Origin of the sequence: Paenibacillus puldeungensis, from assembly GCF_042678945.1 — a bacterium.
Lineage (GTDB): Bacteria > Bacillota > Bacilli > Paenibacillales > Paenibacillaceae > Fontibacillus > Fontibacillus puldeungensis.
The window spans coordinates 100,968-118,857 of sequence record NZ_JBHTLM010000004.1 but is presented as its reverse complement, the minus strand read 5'-3'; the positions used below and the strand labels follow the sequence as shown (position 1 = coordinate 118,857).

The following is a 17,890-nucleotide window of genomic DNA, read 5'->3' as shown; positions in this document are numbered from 1 at the left end:
TGAACAGACGACAGGGAACGATATGATATACTGGAAGAACCATAGTAACGACCTTTACTCGATGTATGAATTTGGAGGTATAATCACATATGAATTTTACCGGTTTTACAAAAGAGGATTTTCAAGCCCTTACGGTTCCCGGCCTAGAGCCACGCATGGAAGCCATCATCGGCAGAGTAAGACCTAAGCTTGAGGTGCTTGGAGCGGAGCTGTCGCCATATCTGTCCGCGCTTTGCGGTGAAGAAATGTTTCCGCATGTGGCCAAGCACGCCCGGCGTACAGTGAACCCGCCGAAGGATACCTGGGTAGCCTGGGCAGCCAGTAAACGTGGATACAAAGCGCTGCCCCATTTTGAAGTCGGCATGTTCTCTACCCATTTGTTTATCGTTTTTGCCGTCATTTATGAAAGTCCAAACAAGACTGTTTTTGCCCGTTATTTGGACAAGCATGCCTCAGAGATTAAGAAGACGCTCCCTGACAGGTTCTATTGGTCCCTTGACCACATGGATCCTGGCGGTACCTCTCATGCGGAAGCCAACAGCGCTCAGCTAAAAGAATGGGCTGAGAAGCTAAGTACGGTAAAGAAAGCTGAAATCATCTGTGGACTTCGTTTGGAACAGGACGAATCCTTGTTGGGAGACGGTGGTAAGCTTCTAAAAACGATCGAGGAAACGTTCGAAGCCTTGCTGCCCTTATATAAGAATGCATTTTTGCAATAAATACTGCTGCAGCCTCCCAAGATACTATCTGGAGAGGCTGCTTTCATGTCGCTCCAAGGCAATATGCAAAAAGAACAAAATGACCATTGCAGTGCTACTAGCTACGAACGGAGCCGGGGGGCCAAGCAAATCCCACAGTTTTCCGGACAAAATCGGCCCAGCCACCATGCCGGAGCCTTGAATCGTAAGAAACAGCCCCCATACCGTACCTTTTTCCCCTTTAGGAAGCATGTGTGAAATCATCGTATCCCAGGTAGGGAGAATTAAGGCATAGCTAATACCTATCAGAATGACCAACATCCAAATCATCGGGGTGGAACGGATCATGGAAAACAAGCCGATAGATGTTGCCGACAGTGCAAAGCCGATATGTAAAAACCAGCGTGTTCCGAAACGGTCTACGAGCTTGCCGATCGGAATCAGTCCGATAACCGTAATTCCCCCTCCGATAATTAGCATGATACTGTAAGTTTCCGGTGAGAAGCCAAGCTCTGTCCGTACGAACAAGGTGATCACTGGGGTAAGCAAGCCGATGGCAAAAGATTGCAGAAATAATGAAGGGTATAGCAGCGGGCTAACGTGCAAATTGTCACGGACTTGACGAAACGTTTTACGGATGTTATTCAGCACCCCTCCCTCCCAAAGCGAATGGCCTTGAGTCGAACCAGCTGTATTTACGGCCTGTGCCGATGCTGATAAATGAACAGGCTTTTTGCCGGGAAGAACCAACGACACGACAATAATCGTAGCGATGCAGCCTAACAAAAACCAAAATACGGGCCGATAGGAATTTGAACCGTCTACGAAAAAGTTAATAATCACAGGTCCTAATCCTGTCCCGCCGAGGCTGGAAATTTGAATGACCCCCATCGCAGTTCCAAAATTTTTGCTTTGCTCCGTAACGGCCGAAATTCCCATCATGACGCAGGGCCAAAGCGGTGCCGTTCCAATCCCGAGCAGTGCACAGCCGAGAACAAGGAACCCCATCGTATGCAGGAAGGCGATGATAGAAACCGCCCCAAGCGTAATGCAGAGCCCTAGCGTAATTGTTGTGCGAAATCCGATCCGTTCAATTAACCATCCCGCAGGACTTCGGAACACATTGTCTCCGATATATTGCAGCGAAAAGGACAAACCAATAGCAAAGGCGCTAAGCTTAAGCACATCTCCCATGTAAACAGGAAGTATGGCGACGATTAACGATCCTTTTACAAACTCCACCACAAACATAATAATCCATAGGCTGGCAAACGTAGGATTGAGCAAATTTTTACGTGCTAGTCTAGAAGTCAATTCCATAAATCTGTATCCCTCCCCATCATTAACGAAAAATGAATTCTTCCTATTAGTCTGTCCTCTTTTTAATGCAACTTACACCTATCAGATTCTTTTTTGTGCTTCTTCTGCAAGGTTCACTTGCATTCCAAGCTATTTTTGCTATACTCAATTTTGTTTGAAAAATTGATATGAAAGGCAGGGATGGCCCGTATGGATCATCAAAGCACGCCGCTATTTACTGCTCTTAAGAAGCACGCGGCCGGCAATCCCGTTCAGTTTCACATTCCCGGTCATAAGAAAGGGCACGGCACAGACCCAGAATTTCGCGAGTTTGTTGGCGACAATGCTTTGTCCATTGACTTGATCAATATCGCTCCCCTAGACGATTTACACCAACCAAGTGGTGTCATCGAACAGGCGCAAAAACTGGCTGCCAATGCCTTTGGCGCAGATTATACTTATTTCTCGGTTCAAGGCACTAGCGGTGCCATTATGACAATGATACTATCCATTTGTTCTCCCGGTGATAAAATTATCGTCCCGAGAAATATTCATAAATCGATTATGTCAGCGATTATTTTCGCGGGGGCCAAGCCTGTGTTTGTCTCCCCTACACAAGATAAAAATCTCGGCATCGATCACGGCATTACGACATCTTCGGTGCGTCGGGCTCTGCAGCGTCATCCTGATGCCAAGGCGGTCGTGGTCATCAACCCGACATACTTTGGGGTTTGTGCCAACTTAAAAGAAATCGTGGATTTAGCCCACAGCTTCCATGTTCCCGTTCTGGTCGATGAGGCACACGGCGTACACATCCACTTCCACGAAAAGCTGCCCATGTCCGCAATGCAGGCGGGCGCAGATATGGCGGCCACTAGCGTGCATAAGCTCGGCGGATCGATGACACAAAGCTCTATCCTGAATTTGAACGTCAAGAATGGATATGTGAATCCACAGCGCGTTCAAACGATTATTAGTATGCTGACAACAACTTCAACCTCCTATTTGCTACTTGCTTCGCTTGATACAGCCCGGAGAAATCTAGCGCTGCATGGTCATGAATTGGCCGAGCAGTCGATAGAGATGGCTGAATATTTACGAGGTGAGATCAATAAAATCGAAGGCCTGTACTGCTTTGGACGCGAAATTTTGGGCGGAGAAGCAACCTTCGACTTTGATCCTACCAAAGTAACGGTTCATGTCCGCCATCTTGGCATAACCGGCTATGAGACGGAAAATTGGCTGCGCGACCACTACAACATTGAAGTCGAGCTCAGCGATATGTACAACATACTCTGCCTCATTACGCCAGGCGACACAAGAGAAACGATTGAAATATTGCTTAGTGCGCTGCGCGATCTTTCGAAAACGTATTACAAAGAAAATAATGCCAACGAACTGGTCGTAAAAGTTCCGGAAATCCCGCAGCTGTCGCTCATTCCGCGCGACGCCTTCTACGCGGATACGGAAGTTATCCCTTTCAGAGAATCGGCCGGTCGGATTATCGCCGAGTTCATTTATGTGTATCCGCCAGGGATTCCGATTCTGCTTCCAGGTGAAGTCATTTCCCAGGACAACATCGACTACATCGTCGACCACGTTGAAGTCGGATTGCCTGTAAAGGGTCCTGAAGATCGATATATTAATAACGTGAAGGTAATCGTAGAGGCTGACCCGATTTTCTAACTATAAAAACCACAAAAGCTCCCCATGGATTGGGGAGCTTTCATCTTATCGCAATATGGATTAGGCTTCATCCATTTGGGAGACGAGCTCATTATAAGCTTCCTCCACTTGCTTCCACTCTTCTTCGTCTTCAATATTGTAAAGCACCATTTCTTCGTTTTCTTCTTCCATACGGAGAATGATGCCGTCCGCTTCCGGATTGTTACGTTCTAACAGAAGCGCATATACTTTTTCACCTACGTCGAAGGTTTCGACAAGAACCATTTCTACGTCATTTCCCTCTTCGTCTGTCAGAGTCAACACAAACTCTTCGTGCTCATGATCGTGGTCATGGTCGTGTCCGCATTCACAAGCTTCACCATGTTCATGTTTATGCTCGTGGTCGTGCCCGCACCCACACTCTTCGCCGTGTTTGTGATTATGGTCGCTCATTCAATTACCTCGCTTTGAAATTTTTGATGGTTGACATTTGCTGTGTCCCCATGTATCGTATCACTTTTACAGGGTGCAGGTCAATTTTGTCAATGACGGCCAAGGCTTTACCTAATTCAAAACATTGATTCCTTTTTCCGAAACAAGCATAAAATCAGAGCCATTTGAAGGCTTCATATAAAAGCCCACAATATATCTCCCGGACGTTTTGAAATCATAGGTGAAATCCTTCGTTCGGAACCAGAAATTGTCTTTCTGATCTTTAATATCATCAGTTTGGATTTCTTTGGTTGAGCCATCCGGTGCTGTGATCGACACCCGAACCGCCGAGATGTCTGTCTTCAAATCATCGATTTGAGAGAATACGTTAAATTTCAGCTTTCCAGTCTTCTTAACATCTCCAAATACTCCATCATCCGTAAAAAGAAACATGTGGACATTCGGTTTGTAATACTTTACCGTCTTGGTGTCATCGTTGTATTCAACCAACCCATCGAGATTACGCACTGGTACATATGTCTTTCCATCTACGACGTAACCTCCATCTTGTATTTCATTCCCGTTCAGGAAAAGCTTTACTTTTTGGCTCGCCGCGTCTGCAAACAGCAATGAGCCCCCCATTAGAGAGAAAGCGACTACAAGTAATGCAACTCTTCTCCATTTCATAGATTTGGACCCTCCATTTAATTCATGTTGATGTAAGTTTATACTCTCGGAGTAAGGGCAAGTTGCGGTCCAGAATGGCTGAGGCCTGATATTTTTTTATCACGAGTGCTTGGCTTTCGTTTCTTAAGCAAATCGTGTACATTAAATGGGATAAGAGCTAATCTCTAGAGGAGGGATACCCATGACCTTACGACTGCAAATGCTCGGTACGGGCGGCGCTTTTGCGAAAAAGTACTTCAATAATAACGGACTGCTGTGTACAGAGGATTTCACACTGTTGATCGATTGCGGCATAACGGCTCCGCTTGCGCTCCATCAGCTCGGCAAACCGCTGGAGAAAATCGACGCTATCCTCGTCACCCATATTCACGGGGACCATGTTGGTGGTCTCGAGGAACTTGCTTTCCGAATGAAATTTGTCTATGGGAAAAAGCCGGTTCTCTATGTAGCTGAAAGCTTGGCCGAGCCGCTATGGGAGCATACGTTAAAGGGGGGACTCACTCAGGAAGGGATTGCTTGCCTCGAAGACGCCTTTGATGTGAAGCTTTTGCGAGAAGGCGAGCCAACTCAGCTCTCCCCCAAGCTCACCGTGGAGCTGATCCGCACTCCCCATATTCCGGGGAAAGCGAGCTATTCTTTGTACATAAATAACGAAATTTTTTACAGCGCGGATATGATATTCCAACCCGAACTTCTGACCAAGCTCGTTTATGAGCGGAACTGCCGTAAAATATTGCACGAGGTGCAGTTGACGGGTCCCGGGCAGGTGCATACGACCCTGCAGGAGTTGCTCAGTCTGCCTTTCGATATCCAGAGCAAAATTTCGTTAATGCACTATGGGGATGAAATGGAATCCTTTATCGGAGCAACCGGTGAGATGAGCTTTCTTCGACAGCATGAAGTATATACTTTGTAAAAAATATGAATTGCAGCGTTAAAAAACAACCTCCCACAGCTTGATTTGCTGGGGAGGTTGTACTTTTTTAAGAAAGGCTATTCAAAGCGAGGTAAACTGTCCAGATTGTTCGTCGGATCCCCGTCGGCATCACCGCGGATGTGCATTTCGCCATCCCGGCCTTTAAACACATTAACGCCGGCTATCGCACCGGCCCTTACCTCCTGCAGCGCTTGTTCATAATTAAGAATCCTACCGCTCGACGTTTTAAAAGCCTCCAGGTCGCCATCGCCATTTTTACGGACAGCAATAAATGTTTCTCTCGTGTTCAAGGCCATTCACATCACATCTCCTTGCATGGAATATGAAGTTAGAATACCCTGAAATGGCGAAAACTATAGCGTTTTATAAAGTTTTTAGTGCTTTGACCATCCGAACATGGGGAATACCGGCATCGTCAAACGGCTCGGTTGAAATCGTTTCGTAGCCCAGCTTCGCGTAAAATACCTCCGCCTGGCACTGAGCGTCAAGGACTGACTTTGTTAATCCGAGCTCGCGAGCCAGCTCTTCAAGCGCGATTAACAGTATTTTTCCGATGCCTTGTGAACGAAATTCCTTACGCACGGCGATTCGCTGCATTTTGGCGGAATTATCTTTGTAATAAATCAAGCGACCTGTGGCGGCATATGCGCCTTCCGCTTCAATCAGCACATGATGCACATCAGGACCGATTTGATCGAATTCGTCAATCTCTAGATCAAGCGGAACCTTCTGCTCCTCTACGAACACTTCCTTACGAATCTCGAGGCATTTCTGCAGCAGTTCCTCCGTCTTAACAGGTATAATCGTAGCAGCTGACATCCCATTTCCTCCCAGCGTTTCACCTTGATCGGCTTGTCTAAACTGCATCATTATACAAAAAAATAGTTTTCATGTATAGTTGAAGTATCGTTTTATCATTGAAAGGAGCTGTCTGTCGTTTATGGTCCTTGGTATTACAATCGCCGCTGCCGTACTTATTGCAGTGCTTTTGATCGTGTTGATGTTCTATGTTACCAAAAAGGGCTATTCCCGTAAGTGGGATGAGGAATAAGGTAAACTAGGGTAGGGACTGTCCTTAGTCTTTCGAGTATACATCCTCACTTATAGTTGGCGAATATACCCCATCCGAAACGGAGTTTCCAAACGGCCAAGGGAAGCTCTGCACTTGCTTATTTAGCGTAACCTGGCTGGGAAGCAGGCTGCATGCACTGACGATTGCTAACACAAGAACACTAACCAGAATGACAGCCCAGCTTGCTATAAAGCTTGAACCACTTGCCAGTCGACCCGAAGGTCGTCTGCTTTTTCGACGCATAATCATGCATTCCTTCCTCTCATGAAAAGTTACATTTTTTGTGAAATGTGGTATTATTCCATTGTTGGCCCAAGTCCTTTACGATATACGCAGAAAATGTTTGACAGATTCCTGTCCACCTGTTATGATAAATTTCATCTTCACTATATTTTATGATCTGCTAGCTCAGCTGGGAGAGCACTATCTTGACAGGGTAGGGGTCAGTGGTTCGAGCCCACTGCAGATCATCGCCAAGAAGCCTTGTGTATCAAGGCTTCTTTTCTTTTATCGCTTGGCATTAAGTTAGAGCCAAATTGGCCTTTGGGGGACAAAATGGGGACAAACGCTTATTTACCATCACATGTCCGCATATTTTATGACTAGACTGGACTAATTTCTACATAGCAGATGCAACCGTCAGTAGCTAACGGTTGCAACGATTCCGCGCAGCTCAGTATCTCCGAACTCACCGTACACCTTTGAAGTGAACGAATACAAAACGATAAATTCTGCTGATTAGTAATAACGAAGATTGATCACTACGGGGTTGCCTGTGTGGTCTTTCTCTTGTTTAAAGCAGGAGATAAAAATAGTATGACAAACTTAATAAGGATATAAAACCCAAGAAAGGAAATGAGCGAAGTGCCAAAGAAAATCATTTCCATTGTGATGTCCCTCTCACTTGCGCTAACAATGGCGACAGGAATTTCAGCAGCTGCCGGGAAAAATACTCTCGGTATAACAAAAAAGAGCACTATTAACACGATGAAAGTCGATAGCGTAGCTGCTGTGAAGAAAACGACAAAGAAAAAATCGACAAAATCAAAGAAGACAAAACAAAGCACTAAGACTAAACAGTCAAGCGGCGGTGTGACTTACAAAAACTGTACGGCTGCTAGAAATGCAGGTGTGGCTCCTCTCTACAAAGGTGATCCGGGATACAGTAAGAAATTAGACCGTGATGGTGATGGAGTAGCGTGTGAACGATAATAAGATAGGCCGCTGAAGAACATTAAAAGGAAGTGATAAAGATTCGATTATTAGATACGCTCGAGAGAGATTTTCCTTTGGGCGCTTTGTTTATATATGCCTTTGCATTTTATGTCACTTTACGTATGATTCTAGGTTGGTTTAAAAAGCCAATAAAACAACATGTGCTCATTATAGTGATTTATTTTGTGATCTTGATAGGTCTATTAATTATGTTTTTCAGATTAGCCATTGAAACTTTTTTTAAGTAGTCCAACACTTCCCGCCTCTCTACCGTATAGCCTCGCGTTATACTCGTTGAGAGGTGTTTTTATGTTTATTGATCCAATAGCCAAATCCAATTAAGACAACCCCAGTTACTTTTCAATAAAACGCTGAACTTGTGAAAATATCAACCATTTGCACGACATATCCACTTTACAGTATTATTCTTCATTTGGTAAATTTAACCTTAATAATATTGAACAGCATTAAGACTATTAGGTGAGGTGAAGCCCGTGTCTTTTATCTCTTTTGGCAATACCAGCAAGCACCGTCCAAAAGTGTTTTATATCGTTTATTCTATCTTCATGCTTCTATCGTATTACAGTTACGTGCTGCTAGACGATTATCGGCTAGGCAGGTCCAGCTACTGGATGTCAAAGAGCAGCATCACACCCCAAGATTTGGCGTCCATCAACCGACTTGGAAATTGGATCTCCACACTGGAATCCGTGTCCTTTTATCTATTTCTCTTAGCCTATATCGTCATTCACATCTTCTCCAAGAAAAATGCTAACGTATTAATGCGTTTTCTATTACTCAATGGGGCTCTATTTGCAGGAATCGCAGCCATCAACTACATCATTTTTCTAGTTACTGCTCTACCTATCGGCAATCTCATGCAGCCTTTGATATGGCCTTTAAATGTGCTTGTGATGCTGCTTATTTATGTCCTGTGGTTAAAATTCACGCAAAGAATAGCTCATACTTAAGGAAGGCGGAAGGCCTCTCGTCCCCTTACAACCATTTCTCAAATGCTGGCATTTTCCTCCCGTGAAGCTGCTCCCATTCGTCCCAGGCCATTAATTCCAGGTCAGGCCTAGATGCATCTTCCAGCATGGCGAGCAGCTCGACGGAATGTCCGTCCGGATCCTCGAAATAAATCGACACAGCCGGCATAAACGGAAAAACAATCAATTTCTCCGAGCTTTCCCCATAAAAATTTTCGGATTTGATACCGAGCCCCTCCAAATAACTACGGGCTTTCAGTATGTCTGCCAAGTCTACCTTAAACGCAAAATGCTGCCGCTGTATAAGCGGGGAGGGATAGTTTTCCCGGATTCCCAGCATGGATTCCCCAGGTTTTCCAACCCAATAGAACTTTGATTTTCGGATCGGGTCTTCATGGAGAGGGATGATATTAAGGAGTTTCTCGTAAAAAAGAGCCGATTCTATGTAGTTACTAACGTTAATATGAGTTTCAAAAATGCCACGAATCATGGTTTTCCATTCCCCCCATCTTCTGAACTGAAAGCTCCCGGTATGAAGAGATGACGAAGTCCGCTTCAGCTAGACCCGTGCCGCCAAATTTGCTTGGTATACTTATCCCAACAGCGACGGCAGAACCCGCAGACCTGGCCATTAGCATATCTCCGTTCGTATCGCCAATAACCGCCGTTCGTGAGCAGCTTACCGACAATTTACGGCAGGCTGTTTCCACCATTTCGGGATACGGTTTTCCTTGCGTTACCTGATCTGCACCGATGCACACGGCAAAATAGTCGCGGATTCCAAGCCATTCCAGGTGTTTCTCAGCCGCCTCCGTTTCGTCCGCCGTGACAACCCCCATCACGATTCCGCTGCTCCGGCATTGCTCAAGAAACTGCAACACATCAGGCATCAGCTTCGCCGTTCGTGAGGCTTCCAGGTACCTGTCCGCATGGACTCTACTGCTGTGCGCCAGCACCTTGGCTTCCGCCCATGACAAGCCTTTACGATACCCTTCCCAAGTCAAGAGGGACAGCAGCTCATCTACGGTTCCCATGGAAAGCGGTCCGTTCCGATCATAATCCGAGATCGCTCCGTTTTCATCGTAGGCTATCCCCCACTTCTGCAGGAAACAATCTTGGAGCGGGGGCAGATTGCGCTTTTTGAGTTCCTCCGAGAAGTGGACATAGAGCAGCTCGCTCCACCGCCCCCAGGTATGGATAAAATCAATCAATGTACCGTCTTTATCGAATAAAATAGCTTCAACCTCATAAAGATGTCCCGCAACAGCCAACTGCGGCAAGTCGTGTACCTTTTCTGATCCATAATCATTCACTTCGTATCGACTCCCGTCTCTTCTATTTCCTAACGGTACTACCCACTACAAATGAAGTTTCACCCTTTTTCCCAAACTTATTGTAAGTGTAAAACCTTGATGAAAGGTTATCAAGTACGTTGTTTATATAAGGGATAAAAAGTATTTTGCTAACAAATGATAACCAAACAACGCACTACACTACCAGCTGCTATATCAATATTGTTACTTAGAAAGGAGTAAAACCCCATGGAAAAAGGACTTGGGCATGGCCCCGGCGTTGATCCGATTCCCGTCCCGCAGCATCCTACGGCCGCAACTGAGAAGCTTGAGGATCTCGTCGAAGGCCTCATGGGAGAGCCCGAACAGTCAACTGTCGGCAATAAAGAGAAAAGAACCGAGCATAAAAAGTGACTCAAAGAGCGCCTTGGAACTCCGAGGCGTTTTCACTTGCTGATAAAATCTTCGCTTAGTCTTTTTCACCCTTCATTTTACCAACACGGATGTTGTCTAAAAACTATTTATTTAAAATTTTAATAATTGTGATTTAAATCACAATATATGTGAAAAAGGTCACATATAATAAAGACATCAAAGATGATCATCCAATAAAAACCAAAAACGAGCAATCGTAAAGGAGTGGAAATTATGTTTAACAATTTTCTGAGAACGAATAAAGTGGCAATGTGGTTTCTGACCTTCATTCGGATTTACCTCGGGTACCAATGGATCGAAGCAGGCTGGCACAAGCTCACGGGCGGTTTTGACGCCGCAGGTTTTCTTACCGGAGCCATCGCGAAAAGTACTGGTGAACACCCCGCCGTTCAAGGCTGGTGGGCAGCGTTTCTGCAGCACTTCGCACTGCCAAATGTAGATATCTTCAACGTCCTCATCCCTTGCGGGGAGTTCCTCGTCGGGTTAGGTCTCATTCTCGGTACCTTCACCACCTTTGCCGCACTGATGGGCCTGATCATGAACGCCGCCTTCCTCTTCTCGGGAACCGTAAGCACCAACGCCCAAATGCTCTTGCTTGAAGTACTGGTGATCGTCGCGGCAGCCAACGCCGGTAAAATCGGTCTTGACTACTACGTACTCCCTTACCTCCGCAAACTGTTCCACAAAAACACAGGCCCGGATGCCGGTACTCCTAAACAAACGTTGAAAATTAAACACACTCAAGCTTAACAAGCTTGAACAAAAGGATGGTTCTCCAATGGAGGACCATCCTTTGTCGTTAAAGAGTTATGAACGCACATGAGTCCGATTTACTGCCCGGTAACACAGCATCGCGACAATAGAGCCTGCGAGGAAGCCCCCGACAATATCGCCGGCAAAATGAACCCCTAGGTACAATCGGCTAATACCAATGAGTAAAATCATGAAAACAACGACGGTACCCCAAATCTGATTCCCTTTTTTGCTCGAGCTAAGCAGCAGCATCGCTATCAGTCCGTAAAAAGCCGCCGATATCATCGCATTGCCGCTTGGAAAACTGTACCCGTCAGGCGCCACCAGACTATCCCACAGATCAGGCCGTTCCCGATGAAACAACAGCTTGAGTCCTTTATTAAGCAGCCATGCGCCCACTAAACTCACCGTGAGCCAGATGGCATAAGCGCCGCGGCGAAGATATAAAAGTGTCCAACCTAAAGCGAGCGCGAGAGCTACTGCAAACCCAGCGGTTGTCCCAAGCATTGAAAATCCTTCAACAGCCCCGTTCCAACCTTCCGATCGAAGATTGAAAAAGAAATCGCCGATGCTCCGTTCAATCGATTGCAACCCCTCTGTATGTATCCCAAATCCCAACGCAATGAAACAGACCGCGAGTAGTGCTGCCGTAGACCAAAACCTCATTTTTTTCCTCCTCTTTCCATCTTTCTCTATAATCCCGTATATTGTACCGATTTCCCTTTTCCCAGGCAACCCCGATTAGAGCTCCTATGTTTTTGTAATTATACTTACTATACTTTAATGTTGACTAAGTTTGGCCAAATCAACTACAATGCAGTAGAATCCATCATGGCCAGGGAAACGCTGTAGAAATAGCGGAGTCATTCCCCCGGAAGGGAGTATCGATATGGGACATAATAAAGAGCTATCCACCCGAGAGCGGATTCTTCATATGATGAAAACGACCGGGCCACTCAGCACCAAGGAAATCACGAATGAGCTGCAAATTACCGAAATGGCCGTCCGGAGACACCTCGGAACGATGGAGCGGGACGGACTAATCGAACCTAAAATGATCCGCCAGACCTTGGGCCGACCGACGGCTGTATACGGATTGACGGATTCTGCCGAAGGACTTTTTCCTAAAAATTATCATACGTTAACGCTCGATTTGCTGGATGAACTAGCCGAGGAAAGCGGCGAACAGATGGTTGACCGGTTGTTTGATCGGCGTAAGGATCGATTAACCCGCAGGTACAAAGAGCATATGACTGGAAAAACACTTCCGGAAAAAGTGCAGCAGCTTGCGGAAATCCAAAATGAGAGCGGATATATGACCGAATGTGAGCAGACCGACAATGGAGATTTTGTGCTGATGGAACACAATTGCCCGATCTCTCAGATTGCCAACCGCTACAATCATGCTTGCGACTGCGAGCTCAACCTGTTCGAGTCTCTACTTAATACAAAGGTCGAAAGAACAGAATGTCTTGCCCAGAACGGGAAAAAATGCGTTTACGTGATACGCCAACAGGATAAGCTGAATAAAGAGTAAGGCAGCCTTAATGGCTGCCTTCTTGCTTTTAAATATAACATCGATAAACGTTTCCCTTATATATCGTAAGCATGTAGTTCGTCTTCTATCGCTCGCTTCGTCAGCTTAAGACACTCTTCCTGGGTTTTGGCAAATACCCGCTTGCCGTTAACCAATACATATGGTCTCTTTCGGCATAAACCGCATAAACTAAGGCAGTCAGCCCGCATTACGGCAATTTCGGGATATTCCTGCTCCAACTGCTCCAGATCCAATGCGCTCATCAGGTTGCTGTCGCAAACCTCGACGATGACGATACCCATTCCCATGGCAGGATCACCCCATATTTAGAAGTCCTTGTTCGATCAATCATTATGATGACTAACTGGGATTTTGTCAACGTCCACAGTCTAATTAACATACTTAATATACATTTATGTTGACTAAGTTCGAATACAGTTCTATAATGAGGTTGTCGGAAACAAATTACATAAAACAATTGAGAGGATGAATAACAAATGGCACATCAATTACCTGCTTTACCTTACGCTAATAACGCACTTGAACCGCATATCGATGAACAAACGATGATGATTCACCATGATCGTCACCATAATACGTATGTAACTAACCTGAATGCAGCTTTGGAATCCGCTCCTGAGCTTCAATCCAAATCCGTTGAGGATTTGATTGCTGATCTGGACAGCGTACCTGAAAGCATTCGCACGGCAGTTCGCAACAATGGCGGCGGCCATGCTAACCACTCGCTGTTCTGGGAAGTTATCGGTCCAAATGGCGGCGGCCAACCATCTGGGAAAATTGCCGAAGCTATTAACAACGAGCTTGGCGGCTTCGACAAATTCAAAGAAGATTTCTCGAAAGCAGCAACAACTCGTTTTGGTAGCGGCTGGGCATTCCTGGCTGTAGACACTAACGGCAAATTGTCGGTATACAGCTTGCCAAACCAAGACTCCCCATTGATGGAAGGGAAAACTCCAATCCTTGGCCTCGATGTTTGGGAGCATGCTTACTACCTGAAATATCAAAACAAACGCCCAGATTACATCGCTGCTTTCTTCAACGTCGTCAACTGGTCTGAAGTTGAGAAACGTTACGAAGCTGCACTGAGCAAATAAGAGAGCTCAGCTCTTATGATATAAATGATATTTCATAAAAAGAAACGGTAAGGCTATTTCAGCTCTACCGTTTCTTTTTTATCATATGATCGACTTATCACTGCAATTCTTTCACAGAATCACGAATCACCATGGTTGGAGCCACCCTCCGATGAATCGCTTCCCGCAAACCGCCGTACTCTGATAGCAGCAGCGAAACGGCGGCATCGCACATGTTCTCCTTCTCCACCCGCATCGTCGTCATACCTAACTTTACCTTGCTCACATAGTGCAGATCATCAAACCCGGCGATGGATACCTCATCTGGCAGCAATACGTTTCGTTCCGCGAGTAAACCGGCAAGAATATAAGCAATTCGGTCATTCCCGCAGAAAAAAGCGGTTGGCCACTCAGACAAGCGCTCCAGAAAAGCAGCGATTTCCTCGGTAGTATGGCCATAACCCTGTGAAATCGTAAGACTGCAATCCGAGCAAGCTTCTAGGCCGTGATTTTGCATCGCTTTCCAGTACCCGAACCATCGATCCTCATGGCTGGTCGTCAAATTTGTCGGCCCAATAAACCCAATCTTGCGGTGCCCGGCTTGAATAAGATAGGTAACCATCTCATAAGCCCCTTCCATATTCGCCGATGTTACAACCGGACAAGGAAGATCGCGATAATAGGAATCGAGCATCACCAGCGGCATATCCATTTGCCATAGAAGACGAGCGTACGCCTTATCCGCGATTCCGAACAAAATAACGCCCCGATACGGAATATCCGTGAATTGACCCGGTAGTTTCAGCTCTAGTTCCATATCGTGGTCTATCGGGGTTATCACGGCATTAAGACCTTGCTTGCGGGCACTCTTCTCCAACCCCCATATCATGTCGTGAAAAAACTGAAAATGGTCGTTATCCTGATAGCTCATAATCCGTTCCGGAACGATCACAAGAACGTTGGAATTTCCCGCTTCTTTCGCACCAAATGGACCATAGCCCATCTCTTTCGCGGTTTGCCGGATCAATATGCGCATTTCTTCACTCACGCCCCGCTTGTTCATCAAAGCTAGAGAGACCGCGTTTTTAGAAATTTGCAATTTGTCGGCGATATCCTGCATTGAAATTTTCTTTTTCCGGCCCATTCTTTTCATTCCTTCCGAAACATGCTAAACTTAGCCTAAATATACTTTACAAAATAATATATTGTCAAGTTTGTCAAGTTAAAGTGCGAATCGATAACAGGAGGAATGCAGATTGAATTACGCAATCGGGATCGATATCGGAGGAACCAAGACGGCAATTGGCTTGGTAGATCAGAACGGAAGCGTTCGGGTTAAAACTTCTTTGCCTACTGACCAAACCATAACTCCAGAGATAATGGTGGATCGTATGGCCGATACCATTAAAAATATGCTTGTTGGGGAAGGCTTAAACGAGTCCGACGTACTCGGAATTGGCGTAGGCGCCCCTGGACCGCTTAACACCAAGGAAGGGAAAATCGCCGAACCGCCAAACCTTCCGAGCTGGTGGAACTTCCCGGTGGTGAACTCACTGGCTCGCCATTTCAGTGCGCCGATTCGTCTTGAAAATGACGCCACCGCTGCTGCTCTGGCCGAGAAATGGCTTGGAGCTGCCAAAGAAGCGGAGCATTTCGTGTTCATCACGATCAGCACGGGCATCGGTGCGGGCATTTACTCCCATGGCAAGCTCATTACAGGAGCTACCGGCAACGCCGGCGATGTCGGCCATTTTGTAGTAGACCCAGCTGCAGGCACGTGCGTTTGCGGACAAAAAGGTTGTTGGGAATACGTTGCTTCAGGTACAGCCGTGGCCAGACAGGCCTCTGCACTGCTCGGACGTGAAGTTTCCTCCAAGGAAGCTTTTGATCTGGCAGCAGCTGGAGATCCGATGATTGGTCCGCTCGTCCAAAAAATATTCCAGTATATTGGCATCGGCTGCGTCACGTTAATCAACACCTTTGACCCGGAAAAGCTGGTCATTGGCGGCGGCGTCTCCCAAGTTGGCGCGCCGCTATTCGATGCGGTAAAGGCTTACGTTTCCAAGCATGCGCTTAATCCTTCTGGACGCAAGACACCGATTGTTCCCGCAGCCTTGCATCAGGATGCCGGGCTCATTGGAGCAGCTGCATTAATTCACATACCATACTGACTTAATGTCTAAATAAAGGAGATAAACCGAAATGAACGAACCGATTTTTTTGCAACCCGTATTTCAGGAACGTATTTGGGGCGGAACGAAGCTAAGAGATCTATTTGGCTACGCTATTCCGAATGACCATACCGGTGAATGCTGGGCAGTTTCCGCTCATCCAAATGGCCAAAGCGTTGTTAAAAGTGGACCGTACCAAGGGATGAAGCTGGGAGACCTCTGGACCTCGCATTCTGAGCTGTTCCGGTCGAACTCCACCGTATTTCCCCTGTTAACGAAGCTTCTTGACGCCTCGGATGACTTGTCAGTACAGGTTCATCCGGATGATGAATATGCCGGAAAACATGAAAACGGAGAACTTGGCAAGACGGAATGCTGGTACATCGTTGACGCCGAACCAGGCTCCGCCATCGTCTATGGTCATGAGGCAGAAACGAAAGAACAACTGGTCAATATGATTAATGACGGCGATTGGGATGACCTTCTGACTCGAGTTCCGGTTAAACCTGGGGACTTCTTCTACGTTCCTAGCGGTACCATTCATGCCCTGGGTAAGGGCATCGTTGTACTGGAAACGCAGCAAAGCTCAGATACGACGTACCGCGTATATGATTATGATCGTAAAGACAAAAACGGAAATACTCGGGAGCTTCACCTAGAGAAAGCAATCGAGGTCACGACCATCCCTCAGGCTTATGAGCCCATTAAATACGATAGCACCAAAAGAGAGGGAATTACCGTAACGTCTTTTGTATCCAATTCTTTCTTTACAGTAGAAAAATGGGACGTAGACGGCCTCGCCCAAATACCTGCAAATGACAAATATACGATCTTCAGCGTGCTGGCCGGTAATGGCACATTAACTGTAGCAGGGCAAAGTTATCCGCTAGCTAAAGGGGATCACTTCATTCTTCCTGTAGAGTTCGGTCCGTATCAATTGGACGGCAAGCTTGAATTTATCATGGCGCACGAATAAGCGACACACACCAGCACAAAAGCGCGAGCGTAAAGAAGCCATCGACTTCTTCCACTCGCGCTTTTTACCATACTCTAAATTTGCAGTTTCCGTTCGTTAAATCGCTTCAAACCTGCAAATAACGCTCTCGAATAATGTTAAGGTGATGATTCGCATGCCCTGCCATAATAAAGGCAAGCGCTCGTGCAGATACATTCTTATCACTAGCGGTTCCGATGCGCAACCAAGCATCATCATCAAGCTGACGAACCAGCGCTAACGTCGATTGTCTCACGGTCGCAAAATCGCTGAGCAGCTCTGACACTGAAAACCGACCAAAATGTGCATTGCTGACAAATAAAGATTCTTCGAACGAAGGAAGCGGCGTTTTATCGCCTCTCGCAATTCTCAGCAGCCGGTAGCTCATAACACGCTCTGTATCGGTGATGTGCCCAAGTACTTCTTTTAAGCTCCATTTCCCTTCCGCGTAGCGAAAATCCCCTTGCTCTTCAGTACAATGGCCTAATTGTCGGACGGCGAGTTCAGGCTGAGCCTGTAGCAGGCTAACAACTTCCCCTTCCGGAACTAGCTGAATATACGGTTCAAAATATGCTGCATACTCACCAATCGCTGGCCTTGTTAACATACATTTCCCCCTT

Annotated in this window: 23 protein-coding genes, 1 tRNA gene and 1 pseudogene; 13 read left to right on the top strand and 12 right to left on the bottom strand. The window is 46.3% G+C overall.

Annotated elements, in window-relative coordinates:
* Positions 1 to 89 precede the first annotated feature (89 nt).
* Positions 90 to 719: a YktB family protein gene (locus tag ACFQ3W_RS07420; RefSeq protein ID WP_379318195.1), complete on the top strand. Its 630-nt coding sequence runs from the start codon at positions 90 to 92 to the stop codon at positions 717 to 719.
* Positions 720 to 743: 24 nt separating this feature from the next.
* Here the strand turns inward: ACFQ3W_RS07420 and ACFQ3W_RS07415 are convergent, their stop codons facing one another.
* Positions 744 to 2,018 carry an MFS transporter gene (locus tag ACFQ3W_RS07415; protein WP_379318193.1) on the bottom strand — a complete coding sequence of 425 codons (1,275 nt, stop codon included), beginning with the start codon at positions 2,016 to 2,018 and terminating at the stop codon, positions 744 to 746.
* Between the two features lie 189 nt (positions 2,019 to 2,207).
* On the opposite strand from ACFQ3W_RS07415, the gene ACFQ3W_RS07410 reads away from it, so the two are divergent.
* Entirely contained in the window at positions 2,208 to 3,683 is a 1,476-nt protein-coding gene (locus ACFQ3W_RS07410; protein WP_379318191.1) for an aminotransferase class I/II-fold pyridoxal phosphate-dependent enzyme, read from the top strand.
* 60 nt (positions 3,684 to 3,743) lie between these two features.
* Here ACFQ3W_RS07410 and ACFQ3W_RS07405 read toward each other — a convergent pair whose 3' ends face one another.
* Complete coding sequence (locus tag ACFQ3W_RS07405; protein ID WP_379318189.1) at positions 3,744 to 4,115, bottom strand: DUF1292 domain-containing protein; 372 nt, start codon at positions 4,113 to 4,115, stop codon at positions 3,744 to 3,746.
* A 111-nt stretch (positions 4,116 to 4,226) separates the two neighbouring features.
* Entirely contained in the window at positions 4,227 to 4,781 is a 555-nt protein-coding gene (locus tag ACFQ3W_RS07400; RefSeq protein ID WP_379318187.1) for a copper amine oxidase, read from the bottom strand.
* A gap of 181 nt (positions 4,782 to 4,962) precedes the next feature.
* On the opposite strand from ACFQ3W_RS07400, the gene ACFQ3W_RS07395 reads away from it, so the two are divergent.
* The gene (locus ACFQ3W_RS07395) at positions 4,963 to 5,697 is read left to right on the top strand and encodes an MBL fold metallo-hydrolase (protein ID WP_379318185.1); all 735 of its coding nucleotides are present in this window, start codon (positions 4,963 to 4,965) and stop codon (positions 5,695 to 5,697) included.
* Positions 5,698 to 5,774: 77 nt separating this feature from the next.
* On the opposite strand, the gene ACFQ3W_RS07390 is transcribed toward ACFQ3W_RS07395, so the two are convergent.
* Positions 5,775 to 6,014 carry a DUF3892 domain-containing protein gene (locus ACFQ3W_RS07390; protein ID WP_379318183.1) on the bottom strand — a complete coding sequence of 80 codons (240 nt, stop codon included), beginning with the start codon at positions 6,012 to 6,014 and terminating at the stop codon, positions 5,775 to 5,777.
* Positions 6,015 to 6,081: 67 nt separating this feature from the next.
* Positions 6,082 to 6,537 (bottom strand): GNAT family N-acetyltransferase, encoded by a 456-nt coding sequence (locus ACFQ3W_RS07385; RefSeq protein ID WP_379318181.1) that lies wholly within the window; start codon positions 6,535 to 6,537, stop codon positions 6,082 to 6,084.
* Between the two features lie 79 nt (positions 6,538 to 6,616).
* On the opposite strand from ACFQ3W_RS07385, the gene ACFQ3W_RS07380 reads away from it, so the two are divergent.
* Positions 6,617 to 6,769: a hypothetical protein gene (locus tag ACFQ3W_RS07380; RefSeq protein WP_379318179.1), complete on the top strand. Its 153-nt coding sequence runs from the start codon at positions 6,617 to 6,619 to the stop codon at positions 6,767 to 6,769.
* A 24-nt stretch (positions 6,770 to 6,793) separates the two neighbouring features.
* Here the strand turns inward: ACFQ3W_RS07380 and ACFQ3W_RS07375 are convergent, their stop codons facing one another.
* Complete coding sequence (locus tag ACFQ3W_RS07375; protein ID WP_379318177.1) at positions 6,794 to 7,039, bottom strand: hypothetical protein; 246 nt, start codon at positions 7,037 to 7,039, stop codon at positions 6,794 to 6,796.
* 148 nt (positions 7,040 to 7,187) lie between these two features.
* Between ACFQ3W_RS07375 and ACFQ3W_RS07370 the strand changes: the two genes are divergently transcribed.
* From ACFQ3W_RS07370 to ACFQ3W_RS07360, 3 genes and pseudogenes are all read left to right on the top strand, one after another.
* Positions 7,188 to 7,260, top strand: a tRNA-Val gene (locus ACFQ3W_RS07370).
* A 628-nt stretch (positions 7,261 to 7,888) separates the two neighbouring features.
* Positions 7,889 to 8,002 (top strand): annotated as a pseudogene (locus tag ACFQ3W_RS07365) (excalibur calcium-binding domain-containing protein); the annotation flags it as partial.
* 497 nt (positions 8,003 to 8,499) lie between these two features.
* Positions 8,500 to 8,976, top strand: a complete 477-nt coding sequence (locus tag ACFQ3W_RS07360) for a hypothetical protein (protein ID WP_379318175.1) — start codon at positions 8,500 to 8,502, stop codon at positions 8,974 to 8,976.
* Positions 8,977 to 9,001: 25 nt separating this feature from the next.
* Here ACFQ3W_RS07360 and ACFQ3W_RS07355 read toward each other — a convergent pair whose 3' ends face one another.
* Positions 9,002 to 9,484, bottom strand: a complete 483-nt coding sequence (locus tag ACFQ3W_RS07355; protein ID WP_379318173.1) for a VOC family protein — start codon at positions 9,482 to 9,484, stop codon at positions 9,002 to 9,004.
* Positions 9,465 to 10,307, bottom strand: a complete 843-nt coding sequence (locus ACFQ3W_RS07350; RefSeq protein ID WP_379318171.1) for an HAD family hydrolase — start codon at positions 10,305 to 10,307, stop codon at positions 9,465 to 9,467. Before ACFQ3W_RS07350 ends, ACFQ3W_RS07355 begins: the two co-directional genes overlap by 20 nt.
* 228 nt (positions 10,308 to 10,535) lie before the next feature.
* Here ACFQ3W_RS07350 and ACFQ3W_RS07345 point away from each other — a divergent pair, with 228 nt between their 5' ends.
* Complete coding sequence (locus ACFQ3W_RS07345; RefSeq protein ID WP_379318169.1) at positions 10,536 to 10,700, top strand: hypothetical protein; 165 nt, start codon at positions 10,536 to 10,538, stop codon at positions 10,698 to 10,700.
* A 234-nt stretch (positions 10,701 to 10,934) separates the two neighbouring features.
* Positions 10,935 to 11,471 carry a DoxX family protein gene (locus ACFQ3W_RS07340; protein WP_379318167.1) on the top strand — a complete coding sequence of 179 codons (537 nt, stop codon included), beginning with the start codon at positions 10,935 to 10,937 and terminating at the stop codon, positions 11,469 to 11,471.
* 57 nt (positions 11,472 to 11,528) lie between these two features.
* Here ACFQ3W_RS07340 and ACFQ3W_RS07335 read toward each other — a convergent pair whose 3' ends face one another.
* Positions 11,529 to 12,140 carry a phosphatase PAP2 family protein gene (locus ACFQ3W_RS07335; protein WP_379318165.1) on the bottom strand — a complete coding sequence of 204 codons (612 nt, stop codon included), beginning with the start codon at positions 12,138 to 12,140 and terminating at the stop codon, positions 11,529 to 11,531.
* A gap of 223 nt (positions 12,141 to 12,363) precedes the next feature.
* Here ACFQ3W_RS07335 and ACFQ3W_RS07330 point away from each other — a divergent pair, with 223 nt between their 5' ends.
* Positions 12,364 to 13,011 (top strand): helix-turn-helix transcriptional regulator, encoded by a 648-nt coding sequence (locus ACFQ3W_RS07330; RefSeq protein WP_379318163.1) that lies wholly within the window; start codon positions 12,364 to 12,366, stop codon positions 13,009 to 13,011.
* Positions 13,012 to 13,067: 56 nt separating this feature from the next.
* Here the strand turns inward: ACFQ3W_RS07330 and ACFQ3W_RS07325 are convergent, their stop codons facing one another.
* The gene (locus ACFQ3W_RS07325; protein WP_379318160.1) at positions 13,068 to 13,319 is read right to left on the bottom strand and encodes a DUF1450 domain-containing protein; all 252 of its coding nucleotides are present in this window, start codon (positions 13,317 to 13,319) and stop codon (positions 13,068 to 13,070) included.
* A 189-nt stretch (positions 13,320 to 13,508) separates the two neighbouring features.
* On the opposite strand from ACFQ3W_RS07325, the gene ACFQ3W_RS07320 reads away from it, so the two are divergent.
* Complete coding sequence (locus ACFQ3W_RS07320) at positions 13,509 to 14,126, top strand: superoxide dismutase (RefSeq protein ID WP_379318158.1); 618 nt, start codon at positions 13,509 to 13,511, stop codon at positions 14,124 to 14,126.
* A 97-nt stretch (positions 14,127 to 14,223) separates the two neighbouring features.
* Here ACFQ3W_RS07320 and ACFQ3W_RS07315 read toward each other — a convergent pair whose 3' ends face one another.
* A complete protein-coding gene (locus tag ACFQ3W_RS07315; protein ID WP_379318156.1) occupies positions 14,224 to 15,249 on the bottom strand; it encodes a LacI family DNA-binding transcriptional regulator in 1,026 nt (341 codons plus the stop codon).
* Positions 15,250 to 15,361: 112 nt separating this feature from the next.
* Between ACFQ3W_RS07315 and ACFQ3W_RS07310 the strand changes: the two genes are divergently transcribed.
* Together ACFQ3W_RS07310 and manA are read left to right on the top strand one after the other, a co-directional pair.
* Positions 15,362 to 16,276: an ROK family protein gene (locus tag ACFQ3W_RS07310; RefSeq protein ID WP_379318154.1), complete on the top strand. Its 915-nt coding sequence runs from the start codon at positions 15,362 to 15,364 to the stop codon at positions 16,274 to 16,276.
* A 31-nt stretch (positions 16,277 to 16,307) separates the two neighbouring features.
* Positions 16,308 to 17,252, top strand: a complete 945-nt coding sequence (gene manA / locus ACFQ3W_RS07305) for a mannose-6-phosphate isomerase, class I (RefSeq protein WP_379318152.1) — start codon at positions 16,308 to 16,310, stop codon at positions 17,250 to 17,252.
* 106 nt (positions 17,253 to 17,358) lie between these two features.
* Here the strand turns inward: manA and ACFQ3W_RS07300 are convergent, their stop codons facing one another.
* Positions 17,359 to 17,877: a DinB family protein gene (locus tag ACFQ3W_RS07300; protein ID WP_379318150.1), complete on the bottom strand. Its 519-nt coding sequence runs from the start codon at positions 17,875 to 17,877 to the stop codon at positions 17,359 to 17,361.
* Between the last annotated feature and the right edge of the window lie 13 nt (positions 17,878 to 17,890).